This window comes from Trichocoleus desertorum ATA4-8-CV12, from assembly GCA_019358975.1.
GTDB lineage: Bacteria > Cyanobacteriota > Cyanobacteriia > FACHB-46 > FACHB-46 > Trichocoleus > Trichocoleus desertorum_A.
In genome coordinates this window covers 13,049-28,535 of record JAHHIL010000011.1, presented here as the reverse complement: position 1 = coordinate 28,535, position 15,487 = coordinate 13,049, and the positions used below count along the sequence as shown (strand labels likewise).

General features: G+C 49.1%; 13 protein-coding genes. 8 read left to right on the top strand and 5 right to left on the bottom strand.

Going from position 1 to position 15,487, the window contains the following annotated elements; genetic code table 11:
• Positions 1 to 15 precede the first annotated feature (15 nt).
• Positions 16 to 321, top strand: coding sequence for a hypothetical protein (locus tag KME12_11110; protein MBW4488326.1), 306 nt, complete (start codon positions 16 to 18; stop codon positions 319 to 321).
• Here the strand turns inward: KME12_11110 and KME12_11105 are convergent.
• A complete protein-coding gene (locus KME12_11105) occupies positions 318 to 635 on the bottom strand; it encodes an MGMT family protein (protein ID MBW4488325.1) in 318 nt (105 codons plus the stop codon). The two genes, KME12_11110 and KME12_11105, sit on opposite strands and share 4 nt — an antisense overlap.
• Positions 636 to 883: 248 nt before the next feature.
• Here KME12_11105 and KME12_11100 point away from each other — a divergent pair, with 248 nt between their 5' ends.
• The 3 genes from KME12_11100 (at position 884) to KME12_11090 (ending at position 5,603) form a co-directional block, all read left to right on the top strand.
• Positions 884 to 3,001 carry a TIGR00300 family protein gene (locus KME12_11100; GenBank protein ID MBW4488324.1) on the top strand — a complete coding sequence of 706 codons (2,118 nt, stop codon included), beginning with the start codon at positions 884 to 886 and terminating at the stop codon, positions 2,999 to 3,001.
• Positions 3,002 to 3,110: 109 nt separating this feature from the next.
• A complete protein-coding gene (locus KME12_11095) occupies positions 3,111 to 4,109 on the top strand; it encodes a hypothetical protein (GenBank protein ID MBW4488323.1) in 999 nt (332 codons plus the stop codon).
• A 153-nt stretch (positions 4,110 to 4,262) separates the two neighbouring features.
• On the top strand, positions 4,263 to 5,603 hold the full coding sequence (locus KME12_11090; protein ID MBW4488322.1) for a PhoX family protein: 1,341 nt from the start codon (positions 4,263 to 4,265) through the stop codon (positions 5,601 to 5,603).
• A gap of 253 nt (positions 5,604 to 5,856) precedes the next feature.
• Here the strand turns inward: KME12_11090 and KME12_11085 are convergent, their stop codons facing one another.
• Entirely contained in the window at positions 5,857 to 6,300 is a 444-nt protein-coding gene (locus tag KME12_11085; protein MBW4488321.1) for a hypothetical protein, read from the bottom strand.
• A gap of 300 nt (positions 6,301 to 6,600) precedes the next feature.
• On the opposite strand from KME12_11085, the gene KME12_11080 reads away from it, so the two are divergent.
• On the top strand, positions 6,601 to 7,860 hold the full coding sequence (locus KME12_11080; protein ID MBW4488320.1) for a PhoX family protein: 1,260 nt from the start codon (positions 6,601 to 6,603) through the stop codon (positions 7,858 to 7,860).
• A gap of 94 nt (positions 7,861 to 7,954) precedes the next feature.
• Here the strand turns inward: KME12_11080 and KME12_11075 are convergent, their stop codons facing one another.
• Positions 7,955 to 9,745 carry an N-acetylmuramoyl-L-alanine amidase gene (locus KME12_11075; protein MBW4488319.1) on the bottom strand — a complete coding sequence of 597 codons (1,791 nt, stop codon included), beginning with the start codon at positions 9,743 to 9,745 and terminating at the stop codon, positions 7,955 to 7,957.
• Between the two features lie 250 nt (positions 9,746 to 9,995).
• Between KME12_11075 and KME12_11070 the strand changes: the two genes are divergently transcribed.
• Positions 9,996 to 13,142, top strand: a complete 3,147-nt coding sequence (locus tag KME12_11070) for a tandem-95 repeat protein (protein ID MBW4488318.1) — start codon at positions 9,996 to 9,998, stop codon at positions 13,140 to 13,142.
• A gap of 31 nt (positions 13,143 to 13,173) precedes the next feature.
• Here KME12_11070 and KME12_11065 read toward each other — a convergent pair whose 3' ends face one another.
• Complete coding sequence (locus KME12_11065; protein MBW4488317.1) at positions 13,174 to 13,353, bottom strand: hypothetical protein; 180 nt, start codon at positions 13,351 to 13,353, stop codon at positions 13,174 to 13,176.
• Positions 13,354 to 13,386: 33 nt separating this feature from the next.
• Between KME12_11065 and KME12_11060 the strand changes: the two genes are divergently transcribed.
• Positions 13,387 to 14,727, top strand: coding sequence for a pentapeptide repeat-containing protein (locus tag KME12_11060; protein ID MBW4488316.1), 1,341 nt, complete (start codon positions 13,387 to 13,389; stop codon positions 14,725 to 14,727).
• Positions 14,728 to 14,802: 75 nt separating this feature from the next.
• On the opposite strand, the gene KME12_11055 is transcribed toward KME12_11060, so the two are convergent.
• On the bottom strand, positions 14,803 to 15,117 hold the full coding sequence (locus KME12_11055) for a hypothetical protein (GenBank protein ID MBW4488315.1): 315 nt from the start codon (positions 15,115 to 15,117) through the stop codon (positions 14,803 to 14,805).
• 89 nt (positions 15,118 to 15,206) lie between these two features.
• On the opposite strand from KME12_11055, the gene KME12_11050 reads away from it, so the two are divergent.
• The gene (locus tag KME12_11050) at positions 15,207 to 15,467 is read left to right on the top strand and encodes a hypothetical protein (protein MBW4488314.1); all 261 of its coding nucleotides are present in this window, start codon (positions 15,207 to 15,209) and stop codon (positions 15,465 to 15,467) included.
• Positions 15,468 to 15,487: the final 20 nt, after the last annotated feature.

Genomic DNA, 15,487 nt, shown 5'->3' with positions numbered 1-15,487 from the left:
GCATCTCACACTCTCATGTCTCCACTGACGATTTCTGAAACTCTAATTCATTACTTTACCTTCGTGGGCCCTGATGGTTGTCTGAGACAAGGAATGCGAAGCGGGGGGCAGTTGTATAGCTATGTCGCTTCATTTCCAATAGCCTGCCAAAACCAGGCTTACGCTTTGGCTTACGGGTTATCAGAGTACCACCAGCAAATTGTCATTACTGACTCCGACAGCGGCTACAACGTCTGGAAGGAACTGCGATCGCTGCATCAGCCAACTTTAACTCAACCTGAAAAGTCATCAATTCTGCCTGCCCAGTACCGACGTTGTTAGATTACGGTGGGTCGCCACAGATATTCCCGTAAATTAATCTTTCCTTCGGCGCTAAATTGAATGCCTTCTGCTTCTAAGAGCGATCGCTGTACGTGGTCAGAACCCAAACGTAGGGGTGATTCTGACACTTCACCTTTGGCATTAATCACGCGATGCCAAGGGATATCTGAATTTTTATCAACTCGGTAAAGCGCGTATCCCACCAAACGAGCTTTGCCATATAACTCCGCTAACTCAGCTACCTGGCCATAAGTAGCAACTTTTCCGGTAGGAATTTGACGCACGATCGCATAAATACGGTTGTAGACAGACACTTTTAATGATCTAGGCTGGAGAAAGAAACAGTCAGAAAGTCAGGAACCTATTACAAGGTTGGCTTTTCTGTCAATACCTGAGGTCGTAGGAGTCAGTAAGATAGACTCCAGCCTCGTTGCTACTAGCAATCAGAGACTAAATAAGAGGCGTTGTCCCACCGCAAGTTTTACCAAGTTTTTTCGTTGTCTGCACTTGTGTTTGTGCTCGTCAAAGTTTTGCGTCAATTCCTCATTCGAGCTTTGGATTTATGGCTTCCTCAATTCGTTTCTTGATGTGTTCACCAGATCACTACGAGGTGGACTATGTAATTAATCCTTGGATGGAAGGAAATGTTCACCGCTCCTCTCGCGATCGCGCTGCCGACCAGTGGGAGCACCTATTTCATCTAATCAAAGAATACGCGATCGTCGATTTGATTCAGCCTCAGATCGGGGTTCCAGACATAGTGTTTACGGCCAATGCGGGTTTGGTCTTAGGTGACACTGTGGTCTTAAGTCGCTTTTTTCATAAAGAACGGCAAGCTGAAGAACCCTTCTTCAAGCAGTGGTTTATCGAGAAGGGGTACACTGTCCATGAATTGCCGAAAGAACTGCCGTTCGAGGGAGCAGGAGATGCCTTACTCGATCGCGAGGGGCGCTGGTTGTGGGCGGGGTATGGGTTCCGCTCCGAACTCGATTCCCATCCTTATTTAGCCAAGTGGTTAGACATTGAAGTGCTGTCGCTGCGCCTCATGGATGAGCGCTTCTATCACCTCGATACTTGCTTCTGCCCGCTCAGCCAAGGCTATTTGCTCTACTATCCCCCTGCCTTTGACGCTTATTCCAACCGTGTGATTGAAATGCGGGTGCCTGAGGAGAAGCGGATTCCTCTTGCTGAAGCCGATGCTGTGAATTTCGCTTGCAACGCGGTGAATGTAGATCACAGAGTGATCTTGAACAAAGCCAGTGATGGCCTAAAACAACGTCTGGCTGATAAAGGCTTTGAAGTGCTGGAAACACCACTAACTGAGTTTCTCAAAGCGGGGGGGGCAGCCAAGTGCTTAACCCTACGTGTCACCGAACCTGTCCGAGTTGAAGTTCATGCCCGTGCCACGGTAGAGAGCCGTGTGATTCGCATAGACGGTCACTTACTCGATTCTGGCTTGATCAATCGCGCCCTAGATTTAATTGTGGAAGCAGGCGGTAGCTTCCAAGTGCTCAACTTCAACTTGGGTGAACAGCGCCAAAGCACTTCTTCGGCGGAAGTGAAAGTGTCGGCTCCCTCCCATGAAGTCATGGAAACAATCATGACGCAGTTGATTGATCTGGGCGCTGTGCCACCTCCACAAGAAGCCTGTGATATCAACTTTGAAGTGGTGACTCAAGCGGGAGTATCTCCTGATGACTTTTATGTCACCACGATTTACCCCACAGAAGTGCGAGTGGAGTGCCAGTGGGTGAAGGTACAAAAACAGCGGATGGATGCGGCGATCGTGTTGCATTCAACTCCCACAGGCCCAGTTGCGGAATGCAGACTGCTGCGAGATTTGGCCGTAGGCGATCGCGTCGTTGTCGGCGTGGAAGGGATTCGTACCATCCGGAAGACAGAATCTCGCGAGCAGCGTAATGTGCAAGAGTTTAGCTTCATGGGAGCAGGTGTTTCTAGTGAACGTCGCGTTGAGCTTGTGGTGGAGCAGATTGCCTGGGAGTTACGCAAGATTCGAGACCAAGGTGGCAAAGTAGTAGTCACAGCGGGGCCAGTGGTAATCCATACAGGCGGAGGCGAGCATCTAGCCCATCTAATCCGCCAAGGATATGTGCAAGCTCTGTTGGGTGGCAATGCGATCGCCGTTCATGACATTGAGCAATCTATGATGGGCACCTCCTTGGGTGTGGATATGAAGCGAGGGGTTTCGGTGCGGGGTGGTCATCGCCATCATCTCAAGGTGATCAATACCATCCGTCGCTGTGGCAGCATTGCTCAAGCTGTGGAGCAAGGCGTGGTGACGAGTGGCGTATTGTACGAGTGCGTCCGCAACGGAGTGCCATTCTCTCTAGCGGGTTCGATTCGTGATGATGGGCCTTTACCCGATACGCAGATGGATTTGCTGCAAGCTCAGGCCGACTATGCTCGCCTAATCGAAGGAGCTGATCTAATTCTCATGCTGTCTTCTATGCTGCACTCGATCGGGGTGGGTAACATGACTCCCGCAGGTGTGAAGATGGTGTGCGTGGACATCAACCCCGCTGTCGTCACCAAACTCAGCGATCGCGGTTCTGTCGAGTCGGTGGGTGTCGTCACAGATGTGGGTTTGTTCCTTAGCTTATTGTTGCAGCAGCTTGATAAGCTTACGAGTCCGTATCACTTTGCTTCTGTCAATGCTTAAACCCTTAACGCATCATTAACACGTTCTTTCCCTCCTGTTGAGGAAAATCCCCTAAGTTGATAGCTCAGGCTGATCGCTTAGTGTCATCTATCGGTGGGAGGAAAGAAACATGCGTCGTAACCGTCGGTTCATCTGGGCTGCCTTGGTATCTTTGCTGCTGGTCGGGTTGATCTCTGTACTAGAAGCTCAGCCCTTCGGCAATCAAAGTTTAGCGGCGGTCAAGTTTGAATTTGGCTTAATTGGCGACTTGCCCTATAACCCTGAGCAGGAAGGTAAGTTCCAAAACCTGATTCAGGATATGAACAAGGCACGGCTCACTTTCATTGTTCATGATGGTGACTTTAAGAGCGGCTCGACTCTATGCAATGACGAAACGTTTTATCAGCGCTACAACTTGTTCAATACCTTTGTGCATCCGTTTATCTTTGTGCCGGGAGACAACGAATGGACAGATTGCCATCGGGCTAACAATGGCGGCTATGATCCCTTAGAGCGGTTGGCTAAGCTGCGGGAAATCTTTTTTCAAGGGAATCAAAGTCAAGGGAAGCGCGCGATCGCCCTTACACGCCAAAGCAACGATCCCCAGTACAGCAAATTTAGAGAAAACGTCCGTTGGATTTACAACAACATTGTATTTGTAGGGCTAAACATTCCGGGCAGCAACAATAATTTTGGTCGCACTCCAGAGGCTGACGCTGAATACCAAGAGCGCAATGCGGCAAATTTAGCTTGGTTACGGGAAGGCTTTGCGATCGCCAAGCGCAATGGCAGCAAAGGCATCATGCTGGTTATTCAAGCTAACCCTGGATTTGAGTTAGCTCCTACCGACCCCAACCGGACTGGGTACAACGAGTTTCTCGCAGCCTTAGAAGCTGAAACGGTAGCCTTCAAAAAGCCTGTGGTTTTAGTGCATGGAGATAGCCATTACTTCCGCATTGATAAGCCTCTGATCGGTTCACGCAGTCAAAGCCGCATCGAAAACTTTACTCGTGTCGAAACCTTTGGCTCACCGGATGTACATTGGCTGCGGGCAAGGGTTGACTTCAAAGACCCGAATTTGTTCAGCTTTCAGCAAGAAATTGTGGGGCAAAACTTAGTAGCGCACTAAAACTCGACAGAAACCATCTTGCAAACAGTATCAAGAAATACTGCAAAAAATGAGAAAATAGGGAAGCTTTAACCCAAAATTAATCTATCCTTTGCCAGATAATGAAATACGTTGCTTAAGCTAATGACGCATCCTGAGAACTGAAAGGAAATCATGGCTTTATCGCGACGTAAATTCTTTGCGCTGGCAGGTGCTAGTGCTGCTGGCACAGTGGTGATGTCTCCTTTGCAGGCACTTTATGCTCGCAAAGCCAATGGACAGTCAGTGTTTGGCAATGGATACGGCCCGCTCATTCCTGATCCCAATGGTCTTCTAGATTTACCTCGCGGCTTCCAGTACCGAGCTTTTTCCCGTACCGGGGATGTGATGAGCAACAACTCGCTGGTGCCAGGAGGCCACGATGGTATGGGCGCTTTTGCGGGTTCTAACGGTACCACAATTTTGGTGCGAAACCATGAACTCAGCCCCACCTCTGGCACCAAAGTTTCTGACTTGAATGCACCTGTGTATGACCCCTTGTGCAAAGGTGGTACAACGACACTGATCATTGGCAACAATCGCAAACTAATTCGCCACTATCCTTCGATTCAAGGTACCTATCGTAACTGTGCCGGGGGTGTAACTCCTTGGGGTTCTTGGATCACCTCTGAAGAAAACACTTCTACCCCCGAAGAGAACCCTGGTCAAGTCTCTAAGCGTCATGGTTATAACTTTGAAGTTGACGCTAAAGCGACAGGCGCTGTTACCCCAATTCCCTTGACTGCAATGGGCCGCTTCAACCATGAAGCTGTAGCGATCGATCCTCGCACTGGGATTGCTTACGAAACAGAAGACACAGGAGATAGCCTGTTCTATCGTTTTGTCCCCAACCAACCTGGCAACTTACAGGCAGGTGGTGTTCTGCAAGCGCTGAAGCTCAAAGACTTTCCCACAGGTGTTCTCACCCGGAATCGACCTATCCGTGTGATTCCTGTCGGTCAACCTTTTGCGGCTGAGTGGGTCACAATTGATGAACCCGATCCAGTCAGCGATCGCGCTCCTACGGGGACTCGTTTCCAAGGTCGTGCTAAGGGAGCAGCTACCTTTAGCCGTGGTGAGGGCATCTGGTTTGGCAATAACGAGTTGTGTTTTACTTGTACTGATGGCGGCCCATCCGCTTTGGGCCAAGTCTGGAGATATGTTCCAGGTGCTACGGCTGACGAGGGCGGTACTCTGACTCTGTTTGTCGAGTCGAGCCAGCAAGCTGATTTACAAGCTCCAGACAACATAGTTGTTTCTCCCTTTGGCGATTTATTCCTCTGCGAAGATGGCCCTGGTGACAACTTTGTAGTTGGGGTCAATGCCAATGGTGAACTGTATCACTTTGCTCGTAACGCTTTCAATAACTCTGAGGTGGCGGGGGCTTGCTTCTCTCCCGATGGTCTCACCATGTTCTTAAACGTTCAAAGCCCTGGTATTACCTATGCCATCTGGGGTCCTTGGAGCCGAGCTTAATCTAAGCTTGTCACTTGCTCTCTATTTAATGTTTTAGTATTGGCATTTCTAGAGAGCGATCGCGCTTATCCATCACAACCTGATCCTTCTCACCTGCGTTAATGTTTGGGCGAATTATTGCTACTTGGAAATACTAGTTTTCAGGTAGCAATTTTTTATTTCTAATGGCTAAAGTGACTGCTTGAAAGCGCTTGTGGTGCGGGTATATTTTCCTCTATGCTTTCCTTTCTATATTACTCCTTGAGTATCTCGGTTAATCGGCGAGTTCGCGACAGTAATACTCAGTAGATAAATTCACTAAAGTATCTCTGTCTGCTGGAATTTTATTTTCCCAAAAAGTGCTTCCAGTACCCGTTCTTAAAGCATGGCACACAGCTGATGCAGTCTGAAGAATGCGACGAGGATTTTTTTGAGCTACTTGCTTTAACTGTGGATCAAGCGTGGGAGAACTTTCCAGAAGACCCAGATACTCTTCAAGAAATTGCTGATCTTTGGTTTGAATTATTTCAATTGTTCTTTCAGCGCAGAGGCGATCGAGATTGAGAATCGAGCCACTGTTCGTTCTCATATAACATACGGAAGAGTCGGTGTTTGAGATAGTAGGGTAGTTAAATTGCTGAGAAGCAAGAACGGAGTGATTAGGGTTTCCTACTAAACTCATTAATACAGTAATTACTAATAGACTAGAGGCTGTCATAAGTCTCAGATTTCTCATTGGAGTATCTTATGCGGAACACTACGTAAGCACAATAAATATAAGCGTAAGACGGTTGTTGTAAATAAGTTTTATTTTTAGTCTAAAGTTTGTAGTTTTTAACCTTACCTTTGCAATTTTTAATAATAAGTTGTTGATTAGAAATTCGTATGTTTTCTATCTGACTTTTCTCGATTTTTATAAGCTTCTCTTAGCCTCTAGTTAAACTAAGAATCCCCATTTTTCTTAGATAATCAAACTGCCTGGTGATAACAACCTTTTCAAAACTCTAAAGAGGCTGTAGTGAATCTATCAAGACGTCAATTTTTTACCCTAGCAGGGACATCGGCTGCGGGTGCTGTATTGTTATCTCCTTTGGAAGCTTTTTATGCTAAACCATCGATCGCTGCTGGACCTTACGGTAATCTCGTGGCTGACCCGAAGGGAGTATTAGATTTACCAGCTGGGTTTACCTACCGAAGGTTGTCTGAAACTGGACAAACCATGACCGATGGCTACAGAGTACCTGGTGGTCATGATGGTATGGGTGCCTTTGCAGGCGCTAATGGCAGTACAATTCTCATTCGGAACCATGAACTCGCCCCTACTTCTAGCAATGGTTTGGGTGCTCCTAACACCAAGAAGTACAACACCAATGCTAGGGGTGGCTGCACTAAGTTGGTGGTGAGTTCCTCTCGCACTCTAATCGAGCACCGAGGCGTTTTGGCAGGAACGATTCGTAACTGTGCTGGTGGTCCAACCCCTTCAGGATCTTGGCTAACCTGTGAGGAAACCTTTGAAACCAACAACACTAAGAGGCACGGTTACGTGTTTGAAGTGCCCAGCAATGCAACGACGTTTGTGACGCCTGTGCCCCTAACCGCGATGGGGCGTTTCAATCATGAAGCTGCTGCTGTAGACCCCAACACAGGGTATGTCTACATGACAGAAGACCGAGGGGATGGACTGTTCTATCGCTTCATTCCTAACCAAAGAACTAACTTGAGTGCTGGTGGCACTCTATACGCTTTAAAGATCACAGGTTTCTCTGGAATCAATACCGCCACAGGTTTCCCAAAAAATACCTCGAAAGCAGTGGAATGGGTGACGATCGCCAATCCCGATCCCTCAACTGATAGTGTCAGAACCGAGGGATTTAACAAGGGAGCAGCGAGATTTTCTGGTGGAGAGGGGATCTTTTATGGCGGTGGTTATGTTTACTTCACCTGTAAGAGTGGCGGTAGTTCTGGAGATGGACAGATCTGGCGCTATTCACCCGCTAATAATACTATTGAACTTTATATTGAGCCCAATAACTCGGGGGTTTTAGACAATCCAGACAACATCGTTGTTGTGCCAAACCGAGATATTTTCCTCTGTGAAGACGGTGATGGAACAGACTTTATTCTCGGTATCACTCCCGGTGGCAGTCTTTATAAGTTTGCTAGAAATGCCCTCAACACATCAGAGCTTGCTGGAGTCTGCTTCTCTCCAGATAGTCAAACGATGTTCGTTAATATGCAAACTCCTGGCATCACTTTTGCCATCTGGGGTCCGTGGTAAGCAGTTAATGCTGCGGTTACAGATGATTGAGTAACTCAGTTCAGCGATCGCCACCCTTTCTATCCAGAGAGCGATCGCTGAATTCCTGAATTGTCTATTTGCTCGACTGCACCCACTCAGTAATTCCAGCCGCGATCGCCTCAGCCAATTTTCGCTGTGCTTTAGGATCGACAATCCACTCGAATTCTTCTGGGTTAATCATGAAACCGAGTTCGAGTAAGACAGAGGGGGCGACGGTGGGACGAGTTAAGGCCAGGTTATTCCAATAGACTCCATAGGCAGGGCGATCGAGCTTTTTTACTAAATAGTCGTGCAGAAACACCGCGAGGCTGTTGGCTTGAGTGTTGTACCAAAACGTAGAAATTCCTTGAGTTTTGATCGCGTCTCCGTTATCTGGAAGGGCATTGTAGTGGAGGCTAAGGGCAATCGCAGGCTCTAGTTTGTGGATCATGTTGACCCGATCTTGTGGATACAGGTCTTCATCGCCTTCGCGGGTTAGATAGACCGTGGCACCCCGCTTCAGCAGTTGCTCTCGCACCAGCTTGGAAATGACTAAAGTGGCATCTTTTTCGGGATAACCTGTGGGGCCTCTTGATCCCAAATCATTGGGGCTTCCGTGTCCTGGGTCGAGAAGGATGGTGATGCCTTGCAGTGGTTGGTTTTTAGGCTGCTGGTTTCTAGAGTTCTGAGGTGCTTGGGGCGGGTGTCGTAATGACAATACTAAGCTGGTGCCCTCGTACCGCAACTTGTAGCCCCACTGCTGATCTGACTTGAGTTGAAAGGTGTACTGGGTTTGGGTGGGAGCGGCTTGCTGCCAATCTAACCGAGAAATCAACCGATCCGGGTTGACATAGATAGTGTCTGTCTGGGCTGTGGTGTTGAAAAGATTGAGGGTAAAGGTGCGATCGCCTTGTTGCACGCTCACAGGTACAGGGGCTTGCAAGGGAAACACCACCTCTGTCCAGCCTGGAACTTGGCGAGAACTAATGCTGCGAATCAGCGATCGCGGAGGTACCGTACTCTGCACCAAGCGCGTTTCTTTTTGGTTGATCCAGGCTCCATAATCTAGGCGCAACCAATCGCCCTCGCGCCCTGTAATAGCAGATCTTGTGCCTTTAGGCAGTGGAGTCAGGCGGGAATAGTTGGTGCTGGGGCCTGTGCGAGCGGTGCCAGAATCGGCTGTAACTTCTGCCACTTCTAGCGGATTGGGTGCCAGAATCGTGACTTTGCCTGGAGCTGATTGCATCGCGCTAGCACCCTTAAGACTCAGTTGAAATTGAGGTTGGCCTAAGTTTCCAGGGGTGGTTGCGGTGGTGCAGCCTTGATATTGACCGCTCACGGAGCCAACGGTGGGCTGATTTTGCTGAGTCAAAACGGCGGAATTTTCTGGCAGATTGATCGCTTGGGTTTGGGCCTGTAAGGGAATGGTTTGGTTGCCGAGTTTGACACTGACCTGGGCTTGGGGTGGAGCGATCGCCCCAAAACAGATGGACTCTCCCGGTAGACGAGCAATATCCGTGCTTGGGGTCAAAGAATCCTTGCCAAAATTCAGCCCAGTGGGTATTTCTGACTGAACGGCTTGGCGGGTGACTTTGAGTTGAATCACTTGTTCTTGGTAGCGCAAGGTGAATGTATTCTCACCCACTTGTAGGGGAAAAGTAGGGGCGAAATGCCCAGCCGCACTGCGTTGAATCGGGCGATTGTTGACGAGCACTTCTCCAGATGGAGCAGCCGTGCCAATTAAGAAAATGCGATCGGCGGTCGTCTCATGATTACTCGGTGGGTAGGCCAGGTACAGCGGTTGTGCTGCCATTGTCAGGGTTTGCCACAAGAGAACGCTACAAGTGCCAGTACCGAGTCCTGCCCATCCCAAAATTCTGTTCATATCTCTCCAGTGCCTTAGCCTTGTTCATTTTGTCTTCCTAGGGTTTTGTGTTGCAAGCAAAAAGACTTCATCAAAAAAACAAAAAGATTGTTAAATCTGGCTGGTATTGTACTTTAGTCAGCATTGTTACTCTTGCAGAGCAACGGCGAATACTGTACAGAAAGCAAGCTCAGTAATAAATTTAACTTTGACTTCCGTAGTCTTCGGCTAGAGACTACCCGAGTGTTTTGATTTTGTGAAGGGGAATTCTATGAGCCTAAACTTTGCCGACCTATTTGACGAAACCTATTATCTAGAAACAAATCCTGACGTAGCTCAAGCGATCGCCTCAGGAGTATTTACCAGTGGCCTGGCTCATTTCACCCAGTTGGGCCGCTTGGAGAATCGCCAACCCAGTGCTTTTTTTGATACTAATTATTACCTCAGTACTAACCCGGACATAGCTCAAGCGATCGCTGCTGGAATTATCCCTAGTGCAATTGATCACTTTGTGGAGTCTGGTCAGCAGGAGGGACGCGAGCCAATCCTCTCGTTTGATAGCAGTTACTACTTGGCGCAAAATCCTGACGTTGCCCAAGCAGTTGCAATAGGGGTTTTTAGCGGTGCCTATGAACACTTCTTGAGGTTCGGTCAACAGGAAAGACGCAACCCACTGGCCTTGTTCGACAGCAATTACTACTTAGCTCAGTATGGCGATGTGGCAGCGGCTGTGGCAGCGGGAAGCTTCAAAAGCGCCTTCCAGCATTTTGTCTTGTTTGGAGAAACAGAAAATCGCCGCCCTAGTGCTGACTTTGATGGGCAAGCCTATTTAGCTCGGTATGGCGATGTGGCAGCAGTTGTGGCGGCAGGGAGCCTCAAGAGCGCCTTCCAGCATTTTGTCTTGTTTGGACAAACGGAAAATCGCTTGGGGGTTAACACGGTTCCTGTCGTGAGCAATCAAGCGGTGACGACGAATGAAGACGGAGCAGTTACGATCAATGGCTTGCTAAATGCTAGTGATAGCAATGGGGATGCAATTGCGATCGCAAGTGTTGATCAACCTGCCAATGGCACCGTTACCATCAATGACGATGGAACTCTGAGTTACACGCCGAATCTTAATTTCAATGGCAGCGAGAGCTTTACTTATACAGTGGCCGATCCTTATGGTGGCACCGCGATCGCGACTGTGGATGTCCTAGTGAATCCATTACCTGATCCCCCGATCGCCACGAATGACAGTATTTCTGCCACTGAAGATCTCCCGCTCACGATCGGTCGCGATTTGCTCTTAGGGAATGACATTGAGCCAGATGGACAAGACTTAATGATCATTGGCTTTACTCAACCCACCAATGGCTCGGTGGAAGGTAATGGGGATGGCACCTACCGCTACATACCCAATGCCCATTTCAATGGTACAGATAGCTTTACTTACACCATTACGGATGGCCTTGATGGTTCTGCAAGTGCCACGGTGACGATTGCTGTAGAAGCTGTCAATGATATCGCGATCGCTCGGGCTGATGCTTTTACCACAGACGAAGACACATCTCTGAGTTTTGCCGAGGCCAGCTTACTGGCGAATGACACAGATGTAGAAGATGGCTTGCCAACGATCCTCAGTTTTACGCAACCTACCAGCGGCAGTCTAGCCAGAGACGATGACGGCACCTACCTCTATACGCCCGATCCTAACTTTAATGGTAGCGACAGCTTTACCTACACCGTTACGGATAGCAACGGCGGTACAGCAGTAGCAAGCGTAACCTTGTTGGTAAACTCGATCAACGATTTACCGATTGTCAGCAGCAATATCGCCACTACGGTAGAAGATACCCCATTGGTTTTGAATGCAGCCGATTTGTTAGCTAATGATTCTGATGTAGAAGGTTCGCTGCTGATTAATAACTTTACCCAGCCCGAGAACGGTAGTCTCAGCGTGAACGGGAACGGTACCTACCTCTATACGCCCGATCCTAACTTTAATGGTAGCGACAGCTTTACCTACACCGTTACGGATAGCAGCGGCGGTACAGCAGTCGCAACCGTAACTCTCACTGTGGCTCCAGGCAACGATTTGCCGATCGCGAATAACAACAGCTTTAGTCTGAATGAAGATGGTACTCTCACCATTACGGCTGACGATCTGCTGAGCAACGACACAGATGTAGATGGCAATTCGCTGCTAATTACGAATTTCACCCCCACCCAAAATGGGCGCTTGGTCGATCAAGGTGCCAATACCTATGTCTATACGCCAGATCCCAACTTCAATGGCACCGATTTCTTTACTTACACCATCACCGATGGCACTAGCAACAATGCTACGGCTGTCGCTGTCGTCACTCTGACGATCAACTCAATCAATGACGTTCCCATTGTGGGCAATGATGCCTTTACGACAAACGAAGATACCGTTCTGACGCTAAGTGTCGCTAACTTACTCACGAATGATGTAGATATGGACGGGGAACCCGTGACCATCATTAGCTTTGATCAACCGACCAATGGCAATGTGATGGGATTTGGCAATGGCACCTACCTCTACATGCCTGACCGCGATTTTAGCGGCAGTGACACTTTTACCTACACAGTGCGCGATGGCGTTGGGGCTACTGCGTCAGCCACTGTAAATCTGACTGTAATTCGGGATACGAACATCCCTCCCGTGGCTGCAAATGATGTGATTACCACCGACGAAGACACAGCGATCGCTAGCTTTAATGTCTTGGCTAACGATCTGGACGCGGAAAATATCCCGCTGACTCTTGTGTCGGTTACTGCGCCTAGCCAAGGTAACGTCACCTTCACCGAGGAGGGGCTGATCACCTACACGCCCAATCTTGATTTCAACGGTGATGATAGCTTTACCTACATTGTTCGAGACGAGAATCAGGCGACAGCCACAGCAACAGTACAGATTGCGGTCAACGCTGTTAATGATGCGCCTGTGCTCACAACTAGCCTATTGCCTCAATTAAGGGCGATCGCTGTCGATGACCTGAACAGCCCTGGCAATATGGTGTTTGACCTACTAGGTAGCCGAGTTACGGATGCGGACGAAAGCGCTGTTGTCGGTATCGCTATCACCCAAGCCGATAGTGCTAATGGAACTTGGCAGTACTCTCTCGATAGTGGCAACAACTGGATAGGTCTGTCGGAGGTTTCCGAAGAGTCAGCGCAGTTGTTAGCAGGCAATCAACTGATTCGCTTCCGCCCAGAATTGGGCTTTGAAGGAGTGGTGAGTTTTGCCTACCACGCTTGGGATCAAACTGAGGGACAAGATGGAGCCACGCTCGACTTAACCACGATTGGTACGGGTGGTAGCACCGCCTTTAGTAGTGGTACAGAAACCGCCATGCTTCCCGTGGTTATGGGCGGCATTTTGTTACCCGGAACAATGCCTGGAATTTAACTCAAAGCGATTCAAATTCGTTGAAGGTCGGTTAAGGAACAGCGGGGGTGTGCATAGGTACGCCCTCGTTTCTTTCTTTATACAAGTGAATATTAAGTGAGAGCGATCGGTGATAGTGGTAAAGGATAGCGCGATCGCTTCCCAGCCAAATTTTGGCTACTATTTTGGATACCCGTAGCTTTTGGCTACTATTTTGGATATCAGTAGCCATGCCCGGAGTCTTTGAGGCTTCATACTTACCAGCATGTCCAGTAATCCCAATTCATCTGAGCCTCATTCACCAACCCCTGCGCCAGAACCAGGTTTATCGGCTTCTACCCACGTGGCCCATAACTCCAACGGAGCGTCAAACAACCAGCCGTTCCAGGAAAATTTAGTTGCGAACCAGTCGTTAGCAGCTCTGAGTACCAGCTCCTTACCTCAGTCTCGCCAGTCCCCGGTACGCTCTACTCGGCTTTCAAAGTGGAGTTCAGATACCTCATCAGCGACGACTGCTGCAACACCGATCATGATCTTGACGGCGATCGCGATCATGCTGGTCGGGTTCGCGCTCAATAATGCTTGGTTTGGGTGGGCAGGGGCTTTAGTCGCTTTGCTACTATCCTTGCAAGTTGTATGGCCCGCTTTGCAGCCTGCGATCGCGGAACTGTTGCCACCGGGAGAGCGCTCAGTTTTTGTTGGCGTGGTGGGACTGCTTGCCGCTTGCCTAGGCTTGTACCGCCTCAGTGGGCTCAGCCAGCGTTTAGATGCCTGGGCTAGTCAGTTAAATTGGGACGCGATTGGAGCCTTAGGTGAAGTTTTCGGGGCGCTCGGCCAGATTTTGATTGCAGTTTTAGCCGTCTATATTGCTTGGCGGCAATACGTGATCTCGAAAGATTTAACGATTCAGCAGAACCTTATTACTCAACAACAAACGATTGACACTTACTTCCAGGGCATTTCGGATTTGGTGTTGGATGAGCAAGGCTTGCTAGAAGACTGGCCGCAGGAACGCGCGATCGCCGAAGGTCGTACAGCAGCCATTTTTAGCAGTGTTGATGCGGGTGGCAAGGCCAAAATTATTCGTTTTCTCTCACGCGCCAAACTGCTGACTCCCCTCAGACGCGATCGCCGCCTAGGACGAGCCATTCTAGATGGTTCGGGTGGCTACGAAGAAGACCGAATTCATGGAGTTCGAGTCATTGATTTGGGCGTCATGTTAGCTGGGGCCAACTTGAATGGCACTGATTTGCGCTGGACTGACTTAAGTGAAGCCAACTTAGTTCGGGCTAATCTTAATGACTGTGACTTGGTGAAAGCTAACCTAGCGCGGGCAATTTTGTATGAAGCCAAGCTGCAAGGGACTGAGCTGGAGGGAACACGCCTCTACTATGGCAGCCTTGAGACCGCTACTCCCCGTAGCCGCACAGAGCCGCCCGATTATCGCACTGGTCTCCATACCGGAGCGGTCGTAGAAAGCGCGGATTTGACGGGGGCGAAGCTATCTGAAGAACAACGCTGCTATTGCTGTGCTTGGGGCGGTTCCAAAACTAGAAACACAATTATGGGTGGTTGCGAGGGCATTCCTAATCGCTTGGGTCGCTAGGTGAAGGGCGATCGCTAATGCTTTATCGACTGCCCAAAAAAGGCTTAGCTCAATCTGGTTAGTGGGAAGCTATGGCTAGCTGGAAGTTTCAGGAATTTCTAGGCTGGCCGATGGTGGTGTAGAACCTGGGTTCTGAGCTGTTTGGTGGCGTTTTTGCTCTAGAAACTGCTGCAATGCCACTTGCCGATTGGCCATAAAACGATTCCAAAAGCCTGGGTAGAACTTGTCCATAGTTTTTGCGATCGCCCAAGCATTTAGGTTCAGCATCTTAGAGTGTGAGCTAGAAGAATTCTGTAAAGCTGCAATTTGGGCTTGCACCTCAGGATTCGCGGGCCACTCTAGATCAGCTAAATGTTGAGTTCGGTAAGAATCAAAGTTACGGTGAGGCATGGCGATCACCAAAAGATGCCGTTGCGATATGATCCAGTATCCCTCGCCTAACTCAAGTCGAACCCATACTATTTCTGGAGCTGCGTCGAATCTTGTCTCAATCTTCTCAAGTCAGCCCCTGGTCCTATAAACCCTGGTGGTGTCAACCCTGGTCCATTTTGCTCACGGGGATCACAATCATCACGGGCAGTTGGCTCCTAGCCCACACCCTTTGGTTTACCTGTCTAGTTGCGGTTCCTATCCTGGCTTGGATGGGATTCTTTCTCTTGGTCTGGCCCCAACTGGTCAGGCGGAGTGGCTTTCTAGAAATCGATCAAACTGCATCCGAAGATGCGATCGCAGACAAATAGCGTGGGGGTACTTGTCAGGT

Excerpts from the sequence above, each read along its gene's own strand:
- KME12_11060 (MBW4488316.1), top strand. The coding sequence starts at position 13,387 with ATGTCCAGTAATCCCAATTCATCTGAGCCTCATTCACCAACCCCTGCG.
- KME12_11075 (MBW4488319.1), bottom strand. The coding sequence starts at position 9,745 with ATGAACAGAATTTTGGGATGGGCAGGACTCGGTACTGGCACTTGTAGC.
- KME12_11085 (MBW4488321.1), bottom strand. The coding sequence starts at position 6,300 with ATGACAGCCTCTAGTCTATTAGTAATTACTGTATTAATGAGTTTAGTA.
- KME12_11055 (MBW4488315.1), bottom strand. The coding sequence starts at position 15,117 with ATGCCTCACCGTAACTTTGATTCTTACCGAACTCAACATTTAGCTGAT.
- KME12_11070 (MBW4488318.1), top strand. The coding sequence starts at position 9,996 with ATGAGCCTAAACTTTGCCGACCTATTTGACGAAACCTATTATCTAGAA.
- KME12_11110 (MBW4488326.1), top strand. The coding sequence starts at position 16 with ATGTCTCCACTGACGATTTCTGAAACTCTAATTCATTACTTTACCTTC.
- KME12_11065 (MBW4488317.1), bottom strand. The coding sequence starts at position 13,353 with ATGGCTACTGATATCCAAAATAGTAGCCAAAAGCTACGGGTATCCAAA.
- KME12_11090 (MBW4488322.1), top strand. The coding sequence starts at position 4,263 with ATGGCTTTATCGCGACGTAAATTCTTTGCGCTGGCAGGTGCTAGTGCT.
- KME12_11100 (MBW4488324.1), top strand. The coding sequence starts at position 884 with ATGGCTTCCTCAATTCGTTTCTTGATGTGTTCACCAGATCACTACGAG.
- KME12_11095 (MBW4488323.1), top strand. The coding sequence starts at position 3,111 with ATGCGTCGTAACCGTCGGTTCATCTGGGCTGCCTTGGTATCTTTGCTG.